This window comes from Pyrobaculum organotrophum, from assembly GCF_055384425.1.
Window position 1 is genome coordinate 186,527 of record NZ_AP042430.1, and the last position, 15,207, is coordinate 201,733.

Annotated in this window: 15 protein-coding genes; 6 read left to right on the plus strand and 9 right to left on the minus strand. The window is 57.1% G+C overall.

Annotation, left to right across the window (positions count from 1 at the left end; all coding sequences use genetic code 11):
• Nucleotides 1-26: 26 nt before the first annotated feature.
• The 9 genes from ACZ49R_RS01210 to ACZ49R_RS01250 all read right to left on the minus strand — a co-directional run bounded on the left by ACZ49R_RS01210 (nucleotide 27) and on the right by ACZ49R_RS01250 (nucleotide 6,796).
• On the minus strand, nucleotides 27-1,139 hold the full coding sequence (locus ACZ49R_RS01210) for a glycosyltransferase family 39 protein (RefSeq protein WP_464733389.1): 1,113 nt from the start codon (nucleotides 1,137-1,139) through the stop codon (nucleotides 27-29).
• A 29-nt stretch (nucleotides 1,140-1,168) separates the two neighbouring features.
• Entirely contained in the window at nucleotides 1,169-2,182 is a 1,014-nt protein-coding gene (locus tag ACZ49R_RS01215; RefSeq protein ID WP_464733390.1) for a glycosyltransferase, read from the minus strand.
• A 120-nt stretch (nucleotides 2,183-2,302) separates the two neighbouring features.
• Nucleotides 2,303-3,331, minus strand: coding sequence for an ATP-binding protein (locus ACZ49R_RS01220; protein WP_464733391.1), 1,029 nt, complete (start codon nucleotides 3,329-3,331; stop codon nucleotides 2,303-2,305).
• Between the two features lie 36 nt (nucleotides 3,332-3,367).
• The gene (locus ACZ49R_RS01225; protein WP_464733392.1) at nucleotides 3,368-4,360 is read right to left on the minus strand and encodes a DNA repair protein RadA; all 993 of its coding nucleotides are present in this window, start codon (nucleotides 4,358-4,360) and stop codon (nucleotides 3,368-3,370) included.
• A 27-nt stretch (nucleotides 4,361-4,387) separates the two neighbouring features.
• A complete protein-coding gene (locus ACZ49R_RS01230; RefSeq protein ID WP_464733393.1) occupies nucleotides 4,388-4,666 on the minus strand; it encodes a hypothetical protein in 279 nt (92 codons plus the stop codon).
• Nucleotides 4,656-5,249, minus strand: coding sequence for a hypothetical protein (locus ACZ49R_RS01235; protein ID WP_464733394.1), 594 nt, complete (start codon nucleotides 5,247-5,249; stop codon nucleotides 4,656-4,658). The genes ACZ49R_RS01230 and ACZ49R_RS01235 overlap by 11 nt, the downstream gene beginning before the upstream one ends.
• An 8-nt stretch (nucleotides 5,250-5,257) precedes the next feature.
• A complete protein-coding gene (locus ACZ49R_RS01240) occupies nucleotides 5,258-5,527 on the minus strand; it encodes a hypothetical protein (RefSeq protein WP_464733395.1) in 270 nt (89 codons plus the stop codon).
• A gap of 524 nt (nucleotides 5,528-6,051) precedes the next feature.
• A complete protein-coding gene (locus ACZ49R_RS01245; RefSeq protein ID WP_464733396.1) occupies nucleotides 6,052-6,624 on the minus strand; it encodes a hypothetical protein in 573 nt (190 codons plus the stop codon).
• Nucleotides 6,587-6,796, minus strand: a complete 210-nt coding sequence (locus ACZ49R_RS01250) for a hypothetical protein (RefSeq protein ID WP_464733397.1) — start codon at nucleotides 6,794-6,796, stop codon at nucleotides 6,587-6,589. Before ACZ49R_RS01250 ends, ACZ49R_RS01245 begins: the two co-directional genes overlap by 38 nt.
• Before the next feature lie 88 nt (nucleotides 6,797-6,884).
• Between ACZ49R_RS01250 and ACZ49R_RS01255 the strand changes: the two genes are divergently transcribed.
• From ACZ49R_RS01255 to ACZ49R_RS01280, 6 genes are read left to right on the plus strand one after another with little or no spacing between them, the layout of a single operon-like run.
• Complete coding sequence (locus ACZ49R_RS01255) at nucleotides 6,885-7,340, plus strand: hypothetical protein (RefSeq protein ID WP_464733398.1); 456 nt, start codon at nucleotides 6,885-6,887, stop codon at nucleotides 7,338-7,340.
• Nucleotides 7,341-7,386: 46 nt separating this feature from the next.
• Nucleotides 7,387-9,480, plus strand: a complete 2,094-nt coding sequence (locus ACZ49R_RS01260) for an ATP-binding protein (RefSeq protein ID WP_464733399.1) — start codon at nucleotides 7,387-7,389, stop codon at nucleotides 9,478-9,480.
• Nucleotides 9,481-9,508: 28 nt separating this feature from the next.
• The gene (locus ACZ49R_RS01265; protein ID WP_464733400.1) at nucleotides 9,509-10,531 is read left to right on the plus strand and encodes a hypothetical protein; all 1,023 of its coding nucleotides are present in this window, start codon (nucleotides 9,509-9,511) and stop codon (nucleotides 10,529-10,531) included.
• Nucleotides 10,528-10,884 carry a hypothetical protein gene (locus ACZ49R_RS01270; protein WP_464733401.1) on the plus strand — a complete coding sequence of 119 codons (357 nt, stop codon included), beginning with the start codon at nucleotides 10,528-10,530 and terminating at the stop codon, nucleotides 10,882-10,884. Before ACZ49R_RS01265 ends, ACZ49R_RS01270 begins: the two co-directional genes overlap by 4 nt.
• 43 nt (nucleotides 10,885-10,927) lie before the next feature.
• A complete protein-coding gene (locus tag ACZ49R_RS01275; RefSeq protein WP_464733402.1) occupies nucleotides 10,928-11,713 on the plus strand; it encodes a hypothetical protein in 786 nt (261 codons plus the stop codon).
• Between the two features lie 27 nt (nucleotides 11,714-11,740).
• Nucleotides 11,741-15,160: a hypothetical protein gene (locus ACZ49R_RS01280; RefSeq protein WP_464733403.1), complete on the plus strand. Its 3,420-nt coding sequence runs from the start codon at nucleotides 11,741-11,743 to the stop codon at nucleotides 15,158-15,160.
• Nucleotides 15,161-15,207 lie beyond the last annotated feature (47 nt).

Genomic DNA, 15,207 nt, shown 5'->3' on the forward strand with positions numbered 1-15,207 from the left:
TAGTTACGAAGCGAAATGTTAGAATCTCAGAATCGCCGCGATAGCGCGTACATCATCTCGGCGGCGACTAGGTGCGCCAGTGGGGAGAACGACGCCGTGTAGAAGGTGTAGAGGGTGTGGTTGCCCAACAAGTACACTAGCCAGTAGCCGCCGTATGCCGATAGGTACAGGGCGGATGGGGCGGAGCGTCTCCAGAGCGCCCAAGCCAGGGCGACTGCGTATACGGGCGTCCCGCATATGTCGGCCGTGAAGCAGTTCTGCATTAAGAGCCAGTCCAGTGGGTTGGACGCCGTGGGGCCCGGCGGCCTGGAGGTCGTGTGCCAACGCAATGCGGAGAGTAGCTCCGAGACCCACCTCTCTTGCCCCATCCAGGCCACCATCGGCAGATTCACCACGTAGAACACGATAAAAGCGATAGTTGCGTACAACACGGCGGCGTACATCCTCCTCCTCTCCAACCAGAAGACCGCAAAGGCGGGGAACGCCCCGGTGAACTTCGCGCTTGTTGCCAGGCCCAAGGCAACTGCGCTGGCGGCTGTCCGCCCCGTGAGGTAGAGATACGCCGAGAGGGCTGTGAAAAACGCCACGTAGACCTCAAGCATGGCTACTCTCGACGCGAAGCGGAAGGACGTGTCCCAGAGCATGAGCCAGGCCGCCAGAGCCGCCGGGAGCGGGCTGTAGAGACGCCGCGCCGTCAAGTAGACCAACGCGACAGTGGCGACCCCCAAGGCGAGGGAGGGCATGCGCCAGAACCACGGCTCATCATGTATTGCCAGGGCGAGCGCGATGACGTACTTCGCCAGGGGCGGGTGTTCGAAGTTGTAGTACGTGAGGATGCCGGGCTCGTCTGGGTACCAGTAGCCGCGGCGGACGTAGCACGTCACATACCCCTCCACAGTCACGGCGTCTACACGGCTGTACGTCTTCACCACGTGCGACCAGGGGGTTAGACACTCCGGCGGCGCGGTGTAGTACGGCGAAAAGGCGGGGGTCTTAAACACGTCGTGTAGGATGTTCCTCGCGGCGGAGACGTACCACTGCTCGTCCGAGATGTACCAACCCACCTTGAGGATCGGTATAGAGATGTAGACCAACGCCGAGAGGATCAGCGCCAGAGACAACCACTCTCTTACGCTCATGGAAAAAGGGGGATTTTACAGGGGAAAAGCTAGAAAACAAACAACTCGGAGAGGGCGTAGTTGACGACGAAGCCCAACAAGACGCCCACCAAGTATGCGATGTAGATCGGGACGCCCAACGCGTGGAGCGCCAGCGTCGTTATGTAATTTGTCGCATTTCCAGCCGCCGTGGTCACGTGGTACCTCAGCCAACCTATTAACGCCGGCGTCTTCCTCCCCGCGAAAGTCCAGAGGCGGTTCAATAGATAGTTTGAGGTGAGGGACGTCTCTATGGCCGCGGCGACTGAGAGGTGGGGCGGCAGTGGTAAGGCGTAGAGGACTGCCCAAGCCACAAAGACGCCGCTGGCGCCTACCGCGGCGAACTTTAGGGGGCGCCACTTGCTTAACCTAAGTAGTTGTCTCAGATAGTCTAACATGTGTCTAGTGCCTAGCTTCGACCGGCCGCGCGTCCTTAGGCCAAAGACGTAGGGCACCTCCACGACGCACCTCGGCTTGCACTGGACGAGGACATCTAGCAAGATCTTGTAGAGGCCGGTGGGCTTTATCTGAGCTAGACACTCTCTACTGTAGGCGAAGAAGCCAGAAACCGGGTCGCGGACTGCCCTAGCCTCGGGCAGTAGAAGTCTCGCGAGAAAGACAGCGCCTTTAGACACAATACGTCTGTAGAGAGACCAACCCCTGACCCCGCCGCCTTTCACATACCGCGACGCCACCGCCAGACAACCTCTCTCAGCGATCTCCGCCAACTTAGGCACTAGCTCAGGCGGGTGTTGGAGATCCGCGTCCATGACGACTACGACGTCGCCGCCCGCCCACTTGGCCCCCTCCGCCACCGCGGAGGACAGGCCCAACCTCCGCCCGCGCTCCACCGCCACAAGACGCAGACCCAACTCCTCCGCGACCTTCTGCGCCACCTCCACAGTCCCATCTGTCGAGCCGTCGTCTACCACGACAACTTCTCTAACCCCCACGGCGTGGAGGCGGCGGAGGAGCTCCGGCATGTTCTCCGCCTCGTTGAGAGTAGGCACCACGACGGTATACACGCCCCGTCTCCCGCCGCGTGAGAAAAGCTAGTTACGCTCTTTCTACTCCCTCGGTTCACCTGCCTGACGTCGTCGCTGTCAGGCAGGTGAGTCGAAAGAGTAGAAAGGGGGAAAAAGGGGTTATAGGGTTTTTGCCGCCGCGTCTTTTAGCGCTGGCCAGTGCCAGGCGTAGTGTTCGCCGACGCCGAGCGCGGGGTCTCTCGGCGGCTTCCCGCCGGCGATTGTCTCCATCAGCTCCAGTACCTTGTTGTACTTATAGAGCAGTCTCTCCAGCCTCTCGGTCCCCGGCTGGTCGAGGACGTCTGGGTCTTCCACCGCCCGCTTGAGTAATTCAACAACTCCGAGCTTGGCGGCCTCTCTCACCATCTTGTCTACCCTCTCCCTCTTGACGATGGCCTTTACGTACCTCTCCACGTCCCAGCCCGCCCTCTTCAAATCGCCTACGCACCTTGGGTTTCCTCCGCATGTCCGCCATAGCGTCTCGAAATCTATGGGCGGGCTCAGCGCCTCGTAGAGCTCTCTAAACTCCTCCCGCGCCAGATTCCAGACCATGTACGGATCGGCGTAGCCCTTAGGGAGTATCTTCTCGACAGCGGTGTACTCAGACGTAATGAGGACGACGTTGTATATCTTGTCTCTCAGCTCTTTTACCCTAAGCGTTGGGTGTTCCATCCTGTCCATGAAGTATTTGACCCAGCCGACTGGGTCGTCTCTGTAGGCTCGGTGAAATTCGTCCACGATGAGGAGCACCCTATCCACGCCGCGCAAGGAGAGACGTTTCAATATCTCTAGTATTGCAGTTGTGGTGAACTTGGCCGCGACCTCTCCTGCCGGCTTGCCGACGAATTGAGTCGCCAGAGCCTTCACCACCTCGCCTAGTATGTCCACAGCGTTTGAAAAGATGGCGTCGTCCCACCTCTCAGCCCTAGTGTTTACGTAGAGAACCAGCGCGTCTCCGCCAAAGAGCTCCTCCGCCCTTTCCACGACCTTTTGCGCCAGCGTCGTCTTACCACAGCCGAGAGGGCCGTAGAGGAGAAAGGGGTAGGTGTGCTGCTCCCCCATAACCTCCCTAAACCACTCAAGCTCCCGGACGCGGCCAACGAAGACCACGTCTTCTTTCCTCTTTTTGCTTTTTAACTTTGCGCTCATAGGGGAAGGCAATTGTGTGCAGAAAAGTTAGAAAAATTAGACCAGGCCTGCGTCGGTTATCTTGTAGTTTATCACCTCTTTCTTCGACATTCCCACTACATCTAGGGGCTTCATTACGCCGGACTCTTCATCTCCCTTCAAGAACATGAGAAAGCGGGCATTTACTGTATGTGCCAACACGTTGCCGCCGGCGGGGCGCTTGATCTCAAAGTATCCAGACGGGACGTCTATGACTTGGTTTGTGTAGACAACGGCCACGTCCATCCTCAACGCGAACCGGCGCGTGATGTCTATGGTGTAGTGCAGTCTCTGTTGTCTCTCTTGTAGCTTCTCTCTTCCCATAAATTGTGCCCTGTAGAGCTCGATTATGGAGTCTATGACGAGGGCGGCGAGGGGGCCGTACTGTGCGACAACGCGCCAGGCGTCGACCATAAGTATGCGCTCCAACTCGTGGACGTCGGCCACCACCACGTGCACAACGAGATCCTCCACGTCTGAGAGGGGGAACTTCTTGTTGAAGTTGCCCTCTTCGTAGATCCTCTTCACAATTTGCCAAAACTTCGTCGGCGAGAAGGCGTTCTCCGTATCGACGTATAACACGGGACGCCTGGTGTGTAGTAGCAGAGACGCCGCGACTTGCATAGCCATTAGGGACTTCCCCACGCCTGCAGGCCCCGCCCACTCAAAAATATAACGGGGGCGGACGCCCCGCCAGGGGGTCTTCTCGTCAAACTCCCTTACATAGGACGGATAGGCAACGACCACTTCTGCCAGACGAGATTGCGCCACTGAGGCGGCCCGGGGGACGTAGCCGAGCTTCTCCCTCACTCGCAATAAGAACCTGTCTATGGTGAAGGAGTCCACTTTGTCCTCGATGTCAAGCCACTCTGCCAGTTCTCTAGACGTCATAAAGGCCATCTGTTCAAGAGATACTATCACGCCCTCCTCGCACCTCTTCTCCACGGCATCTATGATGTACTTAGATCGGGAAAACTCCGACACTTCCTTTACCAACTCCTTACAGTCCATGAGAGGGGTTGCGTCTTGTGAGAAAAGCTAGAGGTAGAAGAGGATGTAGGTGGTGCAAGGGCGCGTGGGGCAGTAGATCTCGGCTATGGACACGGCCTCGGACTGCAATAGTTGCGACAGTTGGGCGGCGTCGCCATGCACTTCGCACTTTCCATTCTTCACCTTAGCCACGGCGATTATCTTAAACCTCTGTTGCAAAAGTTCTACAAGATCCTCTGTCGACAGGCTCTCGACAGAGCCCCTCAACTCCACCAGTGCGTACCGCCTGTACTTGTTTCTAAGTCTCAGTAGGTCTTCACACCGCATTGGCCAAGAGGCGGATGCTCTTGAGCAATTTGTCCAACGGCTCCTTCCTTTCGGCGACTAGCCGTGCCGTTTCTAGCGCCGCCAACACGGCGTTGTATAAGATGGCGTTGGTCGGCGGCTGTCTCTCCGCGGCGGCCTCCAGAGACTTGCGTAGAGCCGAGAATCCGTACGTCTTCTGCACGAGCTCCATGGCCTTCTCGCGGGAGACCTTCAACAACTGTCTCAACTGCTCTACGGCTTGGTTTAGGAGGCGGTCTGTTTCGTTTAAATCCGCCGGTTTGAGGAGCTCCGACAGGACGTTCTTCACCTCGACGTTGTTAACCACCACAGTGATCACGCCCTTTTGCGCCATACGCTCTATGACTTGCGTCACGGTCTTCTCCACGAGATTTTGAAAGTCGGCGTAGGTGATGAGGGAAGAGTTCTGCTCCATCGCCCTCCTCACCACGGAGAGGTTCTTTGTCTCATAAAGCCAGAGGAAGATCTTCAACGCCTCTATGATCAGTTGGGAGATTTTGGCGCCCACCTCCTCTGCGACTTTCTTAAGCCTACGGAGCAAGTCGTCAGAAATCCTAAACGTCATGACGCGTTTCATAACCTCGGCCCCAAGACCAACTCCCTCCGGACTGTGCCGTCCTCTCTAATGACAGTTGCGACTTCAAGCTTCCTCCCCTCCCTCATTGCACACTTCACTATCGACAAGTAGTCGTTCTTAACGAGGAGGATCATAAGCTCGGCCGCCTCGCGTACGAGCTCTTCCAACGGCTTCCCAGTCTCTCGTGAGATTTTCATAAGCTCTTTGGCCATCTTTCCCCTCACAGTCAATTTTTCACCATCGCCGAGGTCAATGACGATCTCCATGGCCGCCCCAACGAGAGGAGAGAAAAGTTAGAAGATTTCCCCCTCTCGCCGAGAGAGTTGAACTAAACAACTCTCAATATTAGAAAGTGAAAATTCCCTCTCTCGCTTTAGTGTATTACATTGTAATACAGAGGTTAGTCCTCTGAAAAGAAGTAAGTAGTAAGAGAGAGAATGTACATTCTTTATCAAAAATTAGACAAAGTTTAGCTCTTTCAACAGGGGAGACACTCTGTATTACACTGTAATACACTAAAGCGACCCCGTTGAAAAATCGCGCCACAATTTGGGCTCGTGTTTAGGGGCTTGACACACCGCGTACCCCGGCAAGGGGCGACGATCACAAGTTGGCCCTTAAGTCCCCCAGGGAGAGCTCGGGAGAAAGATAGGGGGACGTTTGGGCATGTGTCCAACTGTGGATACAGGCAGAGGCGCGGGGGTAGACGTCGCCAAGGGGGCGTCTCCTATGTCGTTCTACTCTTTCGACTCACCTGCCTGACGTCGTCGCTGTCAGGCAGGTGAATGTTTCAACTCTCGAAGAGGTCGGCAATGTATATGGGCAACTCCTCCCACGTGAGTTCAAGCCTTACGCCGTCGGCCACGACCTCGGCATCTTCTCTCTCCCTCTCGAGGACGTAGATACAGTGGAGTCTCGGGTGCAATGGCCCACAAGCGCCGGCCTCTCTACACCGCTCTTTGAGCACTCTAACGCCGCGGAACGTAATGTCGCAATATTCGACCTCGACCACCGCTATGGGCGCGCGCCTGTCGGCGCCCCGCCGGTGGAGCATGACCGCCGCGACGTGGGTACAGACCTCCCTAGCCCGCCGCCAACCAAACGCCGTGGCGTAGCAACTACAGACGTAGCGCCTGCCGTCAAAGTAGACGTAGTACCACGGTTGCGTGTCGCCGAGCTCCGGCAGACCCCTCACCATCCAACCGGCCCCAGTCTCTACAACTTGTCCATATATAATCCTATATAGAGCCCTGGCGTACCAGAGGTCGGACTTGTCTGGAAACCGCCTCTTCAGCCCCGCTATTATTTTGCCTAAAGTCCCCTCGCTATTTACCGCTTTTAGTAAATCTCTTACAGATTTCATAGGTGGCATACCGCCCCGAGATGGCGATGTAACACACCTCGGCGCCGTGATTCATCAGCCATTGCGCCGCCGCGAGTTGATCCTCCCACAAGGGGAAGTACTCGTCGAGGTAGACGCCTCTCCTCTCTTTCAAGATGTCGACAAGGATTTTGTAGTCGTTGATTGTCAACACGTCCTCTACAACACTAGACGCGAAAAGCGAGAGTACACACGGGTCGCGGCCACCCACTCACTTTTCTTCTGTGAAAATTCATGGTAACATGCCAAAGAAACTGAAAGGCGACATCCCCATAGGCACTGTAGTTGCGGCGTTGATAGGCATCGTGTTGATAATCGCCGCCGGGTTCATATTCTTCAACCAGTACATAAAGCCACAGCAGAGACCAGACCTAGTGCTTGACCCCTCGAGCCAACTTGTATGTAATACATTCAACGTGAGGTTTACGATTGCGGGAGCTCCACAACGCATCGAGAAAATTGAAATATTTGATGCCATCACAGGTGAAACGATATCCGTATCCGGCACTTGGAACCCCACCACGGCAACACAAAACTACCTTCCCGTCGGAACACTCGTTACGTACTCCGGCACTGTGCAGACACAGAGCGCCGCTGAATGCAAGTTCCGCGCCGGCCGCGACTATATATTTAGGGTCACGACTTGGGATCAGAATGGCTATACATATACAAAAGACCTTAGAGTGACCGCGACCTAAACCCCCCTTTTTTCTCTGTCTTTTCCCCCTTTTCGTTTTCTCCTCCATGCCTTCGAAGACCATCCTCGAGATGGCTATAGCCAAGTTCGGCCGGCGTGAGGTGGAGACCTTTCTGAAGTATGCCGACGGCGTGCCAGACGAGCTCCTCGACGCGGCGCTCTACACCGCCGTCTTGGCAAACTCGCTCCAAGTCGCCTACGACGTCGTGGCCCGTCACCGGGCCGCGCCGCCCGTCGCAGAAGAGAGGAGGGAGGTAAGGCAACTGAAACTTCCGATGGCGCCGTGGCAAGCCGCCACCGCCACATTGGCGCTTCTTTCGCCATTGCATTGGATTTTAGGCATCATTGCTCTGCCGTTTACCATACTAATACCGAAGTTGATGCCTAACTACGTCCCCCTCTATAGGGAGGACAGATACGTCATCTACAAGGGCAAGAGACTTCTGGCGTATGAGGTCACAGACTTGGCTAAGGACGTGTGGGGGATGTTGCCGAATGAGTTCGCCCTCCTTGTGACTCGCTACATGCGGTATGTGTCCGGCGTGGTCTACCGCGGCGGCCGGCTCTATTTGCTGATCGAAGAGGGCAGAGAGGGGGAGAGCCGCGAGATGCTCCGCCGCCTGGGCATCTACATCTCTCAACAACCCACGGCGGTGGATCTGCCGGCGCGCGATAAACGATTTGAGCGCTTGGCTTGGGCGCTCGCCCTGGCGCCCATCGCCGTCGCGCCGCTTGCGCCTTGGACAGCCGCCATCGCCGCCTTCTCCGCGCTGTTCACCTTCATGGAGCCCAAGGGAGTCCCTAGGCGCGGAGTTGCAAAGAACCTCTCCATCACCCACGACGTTGAGTATCAGTCGTTGCAGATGGCGGTACGTTCTACGGCCGTTAGAGAGGCCGTGTTGGCGTGGGAGAGGGACGAGCAGTACTTGGTGAAGTTGGAGAGGGCGGGGTCAAAGACTTCATGGCTTTCCAACGTCTTGATGTCCACTTGGAAGGCGCTACAGGCGGAGTTGTTGCACGTGTCGCGGAGGAGGCTCTTAGAGAACCCCATCCGTGAGGATGCCTACCTCGTCGCCGGGTGGTTCGACGGCGAGTCTATAGGACTGACGCAAGGCCGTCCCAAGGAGGTCTACGCGCTGTCCCTCGACCTCGCCGAGTTTTCGCCGTATGTGCTATTACCACAACCGTCTCAATGTCGGGAGGACTCCGTTGTCTTGGGCGAGGACGAGAAGGGTAGGAGGTACTGTTGGCGGCCGGAGGACACCCAGTCTCCACACGTCGTTGTCGTAGGCGCGACTGGGAGTGGCAAGACCACAGTGTTGATGTCTATCGCGAAGCAACTGAAACGGCGGGGCATCCACCTCGTCGCCATAGACCCGCACGCCCACTGGAGCCATGCTGTGCAACACTCGATCGATGCCAGGCTATACCGGCCGCAAGTCGTCCTCGAGTCTGACGACGCCGACCTAGTGCTCGACGTGCTCCGCGCAGCTGGGGTGCAAGTCTACGACCTACACTACACCGTCCTCCTCAATGCAATCGACACATGCGGCGGCCGCGCCGAGCTTGGACAATTGCCAGAGTGTTTGAAGCATGTGCGTTCTATCGAAAACGCTTGGGCAATCGACTCAATCTTGGGCCGCCTCATCGACATATCGCGGGCCAGGCCCACGGCGCTTGTGCCCGACGCCGTTGTGCACGTCGGCGGGGAGTCCTCGCCCTCGGCGACCATGAGGATGGTGCTCTGGCTAATTGCATACGTTATCCACGCCCGGTCACAGTGCCCGCGGCCGCCCTGTCCCTACCGTTGGTTCATTGTCGTAGATGAGGCGCACAGACTCCTCAAGAACGTGGCGTTCCTCCCGTCGATTTGGAGAGAGTTGAGGAAGTTCGGCATAGTCCTCTCCATAGCGACTCAGTCGCTTAGGGACGTCCCCGTGGAGATCTTGGAGAACTCCGGGCTACACCTCGTGTTGGCGGTGCAACAAGTGGCGGTGCCAGAGGTCGCCTCGGTGTTGCACATAGACCCCCGCGTGGCGGAGCGCGTCGCCACGACGCTTGTCGACGTCTCTGCCGAGAGGTACGGCCTGGCAATCAAAGAGGGACGCCCTCCGGTCTACATACGCCTACTCAAGCTCTAGCTTTTTTCTGATTCTACAACCGTCTTTCATGTCGGAAGAAGTGTTCGAAAGCAAGATCAGCAAGAAGATGTTGATAACACTTGCCATAATAGGCTTGGGCATCATAGTCATGGTTATCAGACTCCTAACGTCGTCCGCCACCACAACGGCGACGCCGACAACCGCCACGACAACGGCGCCACCCGTAAACAAAACTATCACAACCACAACGACGCCACAAGCCCAAGTCAGATTGTTGAACAAATCCTTAATATGTTCATACTCGGAGTGTAAGTGGTATATCTTTTTGACAGTGAACGGGACGGCCATGGTCGGCGGGTACACATACAAGGATGCAACTGTGCGGCTTCCGATGGACTTTGGCTATCAGTGCGTAGAGGTCTACACGCCCTCGCTTGTCAAATTCTGCGACTACTTCCCCTACGAGCCGCCGCGGGTCGTAATACGCTCTATCGACTGGCGCTTTGGCAAGACGGCGTATGCATACATCACACTGTACAACCCCGGCTACGCCACACTGTCGGCGCAACTCTATTGCATCTCGTGCCAGATCTCGCCGTCGTACATCTACCTACCGCCGCTCTCTGCAACCGTAGTCGTTTTAACGCCGTATGGTAAGGCGCGCATTGTGTTTACTAACGGCACGGCGGTCAACATTACCGCGCCGCCTATGCCAACGTTCCACATCACGTCTATACGCTACATCGAGCGTGAAGTCTCCACGTCTGTGTCAAACATTGCGTGGAGGTTGGGGTTGACCGGCTACTACGCGGGACAGGGCGTTGCCGTATACCGCCAGTACTACATCCAGTTCGACAGACCTGACGTCGACTACCCAGACGTCGTCTCTGCATACGACTACACGTACAAGCAACTGTCGTGCGCCGGCATGCAATGCACCGTCGAGATGCTCTACTCCTTCCGCCCGGCGCTCAACTACACCGCCGCGCGTGTGGTAAACGGCACGATGTACTTCCCACAGAGGTTGGTGTTGTCCAACGGCACAACGGTGGAGCTCACTTTTCTGACCTCAAATACACGCAAACCATGAGAACTGCAATAGTGTTGGCGGTACTGATCGTGGCGATGGCGTTTGCACAGACGCAAGGAGGAGAAGGATACGGCGATTGGGTGTACAATCTGTTTGTCCAGTGGAAACCACAAATCAAGATGCTTTGGCAAGGGTTGCTTTTAGGAGCCACGCTTGGCTATATAGCTGTTGCGGCACTTAAGACATTCTTTCACGCCCACGTCAGCAGTATCTTACAAAATGGATTCTTCTTGGTCATGGCGATCTTTTGGATCATTACCACCGTTGTTCAAGGAATACTGGTGAATGCCCCGATGGATTTGGGAAAGTGGGGCAAATATGCTACAGAGGTTATCACATTTCCAGGGCAATAGCCCCGTTTTTTCCTAGCTTTTTTCCCTATTTCTCTCTCCTCTCATGGTTCCGCCTGACTATGTAGTTCCATACCACGGGGAGCAGTACGTCTACATCCCGGGCTTGGGGCTCTTCACGATCTCCGACATAACCATAGGGCTCTTTGTGATTGCATACATCGGTTGGATTGCGGTTCGGACGTTTCTCATGGCCCATCCCTTCGTTTCGATGGCAGAACTCGTGAAGGAGGTGGCGGTGTGGGCGCTCGTTGTCGGCCTTATGACACAAGTGACGTACAAGTTCACCGCCCTCCCAGACCCTGGCCCCGTATTGTCGTCGCTCTTTGACGAAGTGTACAGGCGGATATACTCAATCGCCAATTGCATAGTCAACATTCAGTTGAGCGGCCCCCTATCCGCTTATTCACAACTTGCGCAAGCCAAGTTGGCGCCACACTCCACCGTCTACGACCAGATGATGTGGTCGCTATCCCTCGCCATGGGGGTCTACAAGGCGCTCAAAGACTGGGGAGCCGCCCTTTTGGCAATCGGCTTCTTGATCTACGCCGGTTGGATGAGACCGTGGGGCGGCATGATCATCGGCCTCGTCGCTGGGTTGGCCTTCGGCTTGGCCTTCTTCGCCGCGGCGGCGCAGAACAGCGGGATAAAGTACACGCCACAACACGACTACTACCCTGTCCAAGCGGTGGTGGCGCATTGCGACGAAGAGTTGAGGTCTGAATACTCCGACTTGGACACGTGGCGTGGGCTAAACGCAGACCTCTGGCTATACTTCCTCCTCACGCCGGCTCTGGGAGCGGCGTTGGGGGCAGTTCTAGGCCGGCACTAGTTTTTCATTCGTAACCCCCTTCTCCCTATGTTAGATCTGCTCTACCTTGCCGCGGCGATTTACGTCGCCGCCGCCATACTGTGGCGTCTCGCCTTCATGCGCTCCGACATCTTTTCGATACAGGTAAGCGGCCCAGCCGCCGCCATCGCCGCCGCGTGGGCGCTTGAGCACTACGCCCTCCCCAACGCAGACGCCGTGGCGCAGTCGTACATGGAGCAATTGGAGAGGGGCCTCGACTGCGCTATAGCGCAATCCTCTATCGCAATCGGCGCAACTGTCGCCGCCTCCATTCTCGCTATGATATTGCTAGCCGCGGGCTTTGTCGGCTTCGCCCTCTATCAAACACTACAGTCGTTCATATCCGCCATACAGTCTATCATAGCGACAGTGCTCAACTTCATCGCACTGGGAGTCGGCGCGTCTTCGCTGTTGTTCGCCCTCGCCATGATCAAACTCCTCCCAGCCGGCGGGGCCCTCCTAGTGGCGACTTCGCCCTCTAGACGCGCAGTGGCCGTCGCCGCCGTATTCCTCGCCGCGCCGCTCATCGCCGGCTACGTCATCACGGGGTACCCACCGCCGCCGCATCCGCCCGGCCCTTGTAAAAACGTGCCGATCCTCCTCCACGGCGCCGTAAACGCCGTGTCAGACGCCCCGCTGATCGCAGAGGTGCGCTCCGCCAACTACACGTTCTATCTGCCGATGCCATTGAAGTGGGTGTTGCCAGTCTCGCCAAACGGAACTGTATACAGGATCGAGCGGGTCTACTGGGGTTGGATAGAGATACCGCGCACCGCGACGTTTGTCCTCTACCCGTCCAACATGACTGTCTCAACAAGCCAATTCCACAACCTAACGGTGGGCTACGGCGACTTCGCGCCGAACGCCACGGTGAGTATCAAGCTCGGAGTCTGGACGCATGACTGGGGTTTGGCCGCCGACAAGGCGCCAGACTCATACGGAATGTTCAACGTGGCCAACGCGAGCCGCGGCACGGTATATGCCAAGTGGCACGTTGAGTTGTCCTGCTACGGCTACGCGTCTGAGTGCTACAGGGCGGAGAGAATACGAGTCGCGGGGCAGATAGTGTCAATTTCGGTGCGGGTACTACAGGCGGAGTACGCCACTGCACACGCGGCACAACCCCCAGAGCCCTGGTTGGGGACGCCCGTCAGCGAAGACCAGTGGAAGATCATCTGCAATATGACGAAGCCGCCGTACGAAGTGCGCGCTAAGGAGTTCGCAGACGCCCTCCTCTACCAGTCCTGTACATACGGCCGGACGACGCCCTCACAAGTCCGGATAGATGTCGAAATGCATCCAGAGCCGAAGTACGAATGCTACTGTAGTTCAAACGTCAACGAGGGGTGCTATTGCTACGAGGTGCCGACGCTCCACCGTGTCGTAGCGGAGGTGGTGGTGGAGTACTACGACGAGCCGCCGCCGATCTTTGTCGCAGTCCCGCCGGCAGTCTGGGAGACCATGAGGACAGTGCTCACGTATAACGTTTGGGACGACCCCCTCATTGTATACGCACTGAAGCTCAGAGACTGGTACTTGGGCCTCTTCGTGAGGACGCTCCTCTACTTCGGCGGGGTGATGGGCGTGGCGGCTGTGGTGGCCTTCGAGCGTCGCCTGTTGCCCTTCGGCTACCAGTGGATGACGCAGATCGCATGGCACTGGTCCCCCTTGCGTACAATATTCAAATTCATCCGCTTCACCGCGTTGAGGTCTCTAAACGCGCCGCCCACAATGCGCTCGCAGACGGCAGACGTCTACAGAAGCATGTTGAAGCAACAAGCGCTCGGAAGATATCTAATCGCCGGCGGGGCACAAGCAACAAAGTTCGCCTTCACCTCCTCGCTCTACGACATTGCGACAAAGGCGATTGTCGGAGTGGCGTATGCATTGAAGAGGGCGCACGACGTGTCCGCCTTGACGAAGTGGGATAGAGTGGCTACGTTTGGGAAGGAGTGGGGGCGCTACGTCTTCATCTCCGCTTTGCCAGACTACTATAAATTTCGCCTGGCGGAGCGAATCCTAAAGCTCGACTACTCCATCGCCTTCGAGAGACTCGGCAAACACATCGGCGACATCTACAGGAGGATGGAGTCCGCCTACGGCCCATGGGTCGCCTACCACTTCGCCTTTAGGCTAAAGTCCGCATCTCCAGAGGAGGCCGCCGCCGTGGCCATCAGATATGGATACCCGACGCCGCCCTTCTCGTTTGACGTCAAGAAGATCTCGCTGATGTTGAAGATGCCCGAGATAGAGGTCGCCTCGCTCTGGTTAGCAATGCACGGCGTGCCGCGCACCCTCGCCGACAGGGTTGTTGTATTGGAGGGGCCGCAAAAGGCCGTCGACATGCTACTCACCAATTCGAGCTTCTTCAGACAGTACGCAACGCCGGAGGAGAGCGCCGTGATTGCACTTAGGGAGGGCGTGAAGAGTGTTTTACAGTTTGACGTGGCGAAGGCCGCAGAGATTGCGCGCGTCAAGCCGGAGGAATTCGCTAGACAGTGGCTTGTCCTACACGGCGTGCCGCACCAACTGGCGGAGCGGGTCGTGAGAGAGGCCGGCCCCCAGAGGGCCGTAGACGCCGTGGCGAGGTTTGAACTCGTGCAACTCCTCAGGCAATACGGCAGTCCGGAGGAGCTCGCCGCCTACGCCGTCAACGCCCGCATTCCGTTGTCAGTCGGGCAGTTCGACGTGGCAAAGGCAGCCGAGATCGCCCACATGAAGCCAGAGGAGTTTGCGTTAAGATATTTGACGCTCTTCGTGCCCGAGGACAGGGCGAGGGAGCTACTCAAGGAGGGCATCGGGCCGGCGATTGCCAAAGTACAAAACCCGGTGGAGGTCGCCTTGATGCAATACGGGTCGCAATTCAAGCCGGTGTCACAGGAGTTGGCGCGGGTGATGTACGAACGGCGCGACTACGAGGTGGCGGAGATGTTCCCAACTGGAGAGCTATACGCCCGCTACATGCCCCAGAAGACCCTGGCCGAGGTGCAGAGAGAAGTGCTTAACGCCGGCGCCGTCAGAGACCCTGAAGTCGCGAAGAAGCTACAGGAGCTCGGCTACAGAGTTGAAAACGGCAAGGTGTCGCCGCCGGAGATGCCGATGGAGGAGGTCTGGAGGCGGATAGAGGCCGCCAAGCCGAGCGACTGGACGCCCCTGTCGCAACTGGGCATACCCATAACGCACTACCCCAAGCCCGAGGAGCTCGTCGCGAGGGGCTACGAGGTCATGGTGTCCGACAAAAACGAGGTCTACATCAGAACCGCCACGATAGACTACGTCCAACTGGCTGAAAGGAGCGCCAGTATAGTGTGGAAGTCTCTCGACGAGATAGGCGTCCCCAAGGAGAGACAGTACGAAGTGGCCATGGAGCTCATGAACAGGGGGTACCAAGTACACTTCCACCAGGGCCGCTACTACTACCGTCGCTAATCAAATTCTTTTTCCTCCTTTCTATTCCCTCGGTTCACCTGCCTGAC

What these genes read in the sequence shown, in the direction of transcription:
- ACZ49R_RS01210 (WP_464733389.1), bottom strand. Translation starts at nt 1,139, where the DNA reads ATGAGCGTAAGAGAGTGGTTGTCTCTGGCGCTGATCCTCTCGGCGTTG.
- ACZ49R_RS01220 (WP_464733391.1), bottom strand. Translation starts at nt 3,331, where the DNA reads ATGAGCGCAAAGTTAAAAAGCAAAAAGAGGAAAGAAGACGTGGTCTTC.
- ACZ49R_RS01225 (WP_464733392.1), bottom strand. Translation starts at nt 4,360, where the DNA reads ATGGACTGTAAGGAGTTGGTAAAGGAAGTGTCGGAGTTTTCCCGATCT.
- ACZ49R_RS01230 (WP_464733393.1), bottom strand. Translation starts at nt 4,666, where the DNA reads ATGCGGTGTGAAGACCTACTGAGACTTAGAAACAAGTACAGGCGGTAC.
- ACZ49R_RS01235 (WP_464733394.1), bottom strand. Translation starts at nt 5,249, where the DNA reads ATGACGTTTAGGATTTCTGACGACTTGCTCCGTAGGCTTAAGAAAGTC.
- ACZ49R_RS01240 (WP_464733395.1), bottom strand. Translation starts at nt 5,527, where the DNA reads ATGGAGATCGTCATTGACCTCGGCGATGGTGAAAAATTGACTGTGAGG.
- ACZ49R_RS01245 (WP_464733396.1), bottom strand. Translation starts at nt 6,624, where the DNA reads ATGAAATCTGTAAGAGATTTACTAAAAGCGGTAAATAGCGAGGGGACT.
- ACZ49R_RS01255 (WP_464733398.1), top strand. Translation starts at nt 6,885, where the DNA reads ATGCCAAAGAAACTGAAAGGCGACATCCCCATAGGCACTGTAGTTGCG.
- ACZ49R_RS01260 (WP_464733399.1), top strand. Translation starts at nt 7,387, where the DNA reads ATGCCTTCGAAGACCATCCTCGAGATGGCTATAGCCAAGTTCGGCCGG.
- ACZ49R_RS01265 (WP_464733400.1), top strand. Translation starts at nt 9,509, where the DNA reads ATGTCGGAAGAAGTGTTCGAAAGCAAGATCAGCAAGAAGATGTTGATA.
- ACZ49R_RS01270 (WP_464733401.1), top strand. Translation starts at nt 10,528, where the DNA reads ATGAGAACTGCAATAGTGTTGGCGGTACTGATCGTGGCGATGGCGTTT.
- ACZ49R_RS01275 (WP_464733402.1), top strand. Translation starts at nt 10,928, where the DNA reads ATGGTTCCGCCTGACTATGTAGTTCCATACCACGGGGAGCAGTACGTC.
- ACZ49R_RS01280 (WP_464733403.1), top strand. Translation starts at nt 11,741, where the DNA reads ATGTTAGATCTGCTCTACCTTGCCGCGGCGATTTACGTCGCCGCCGCC.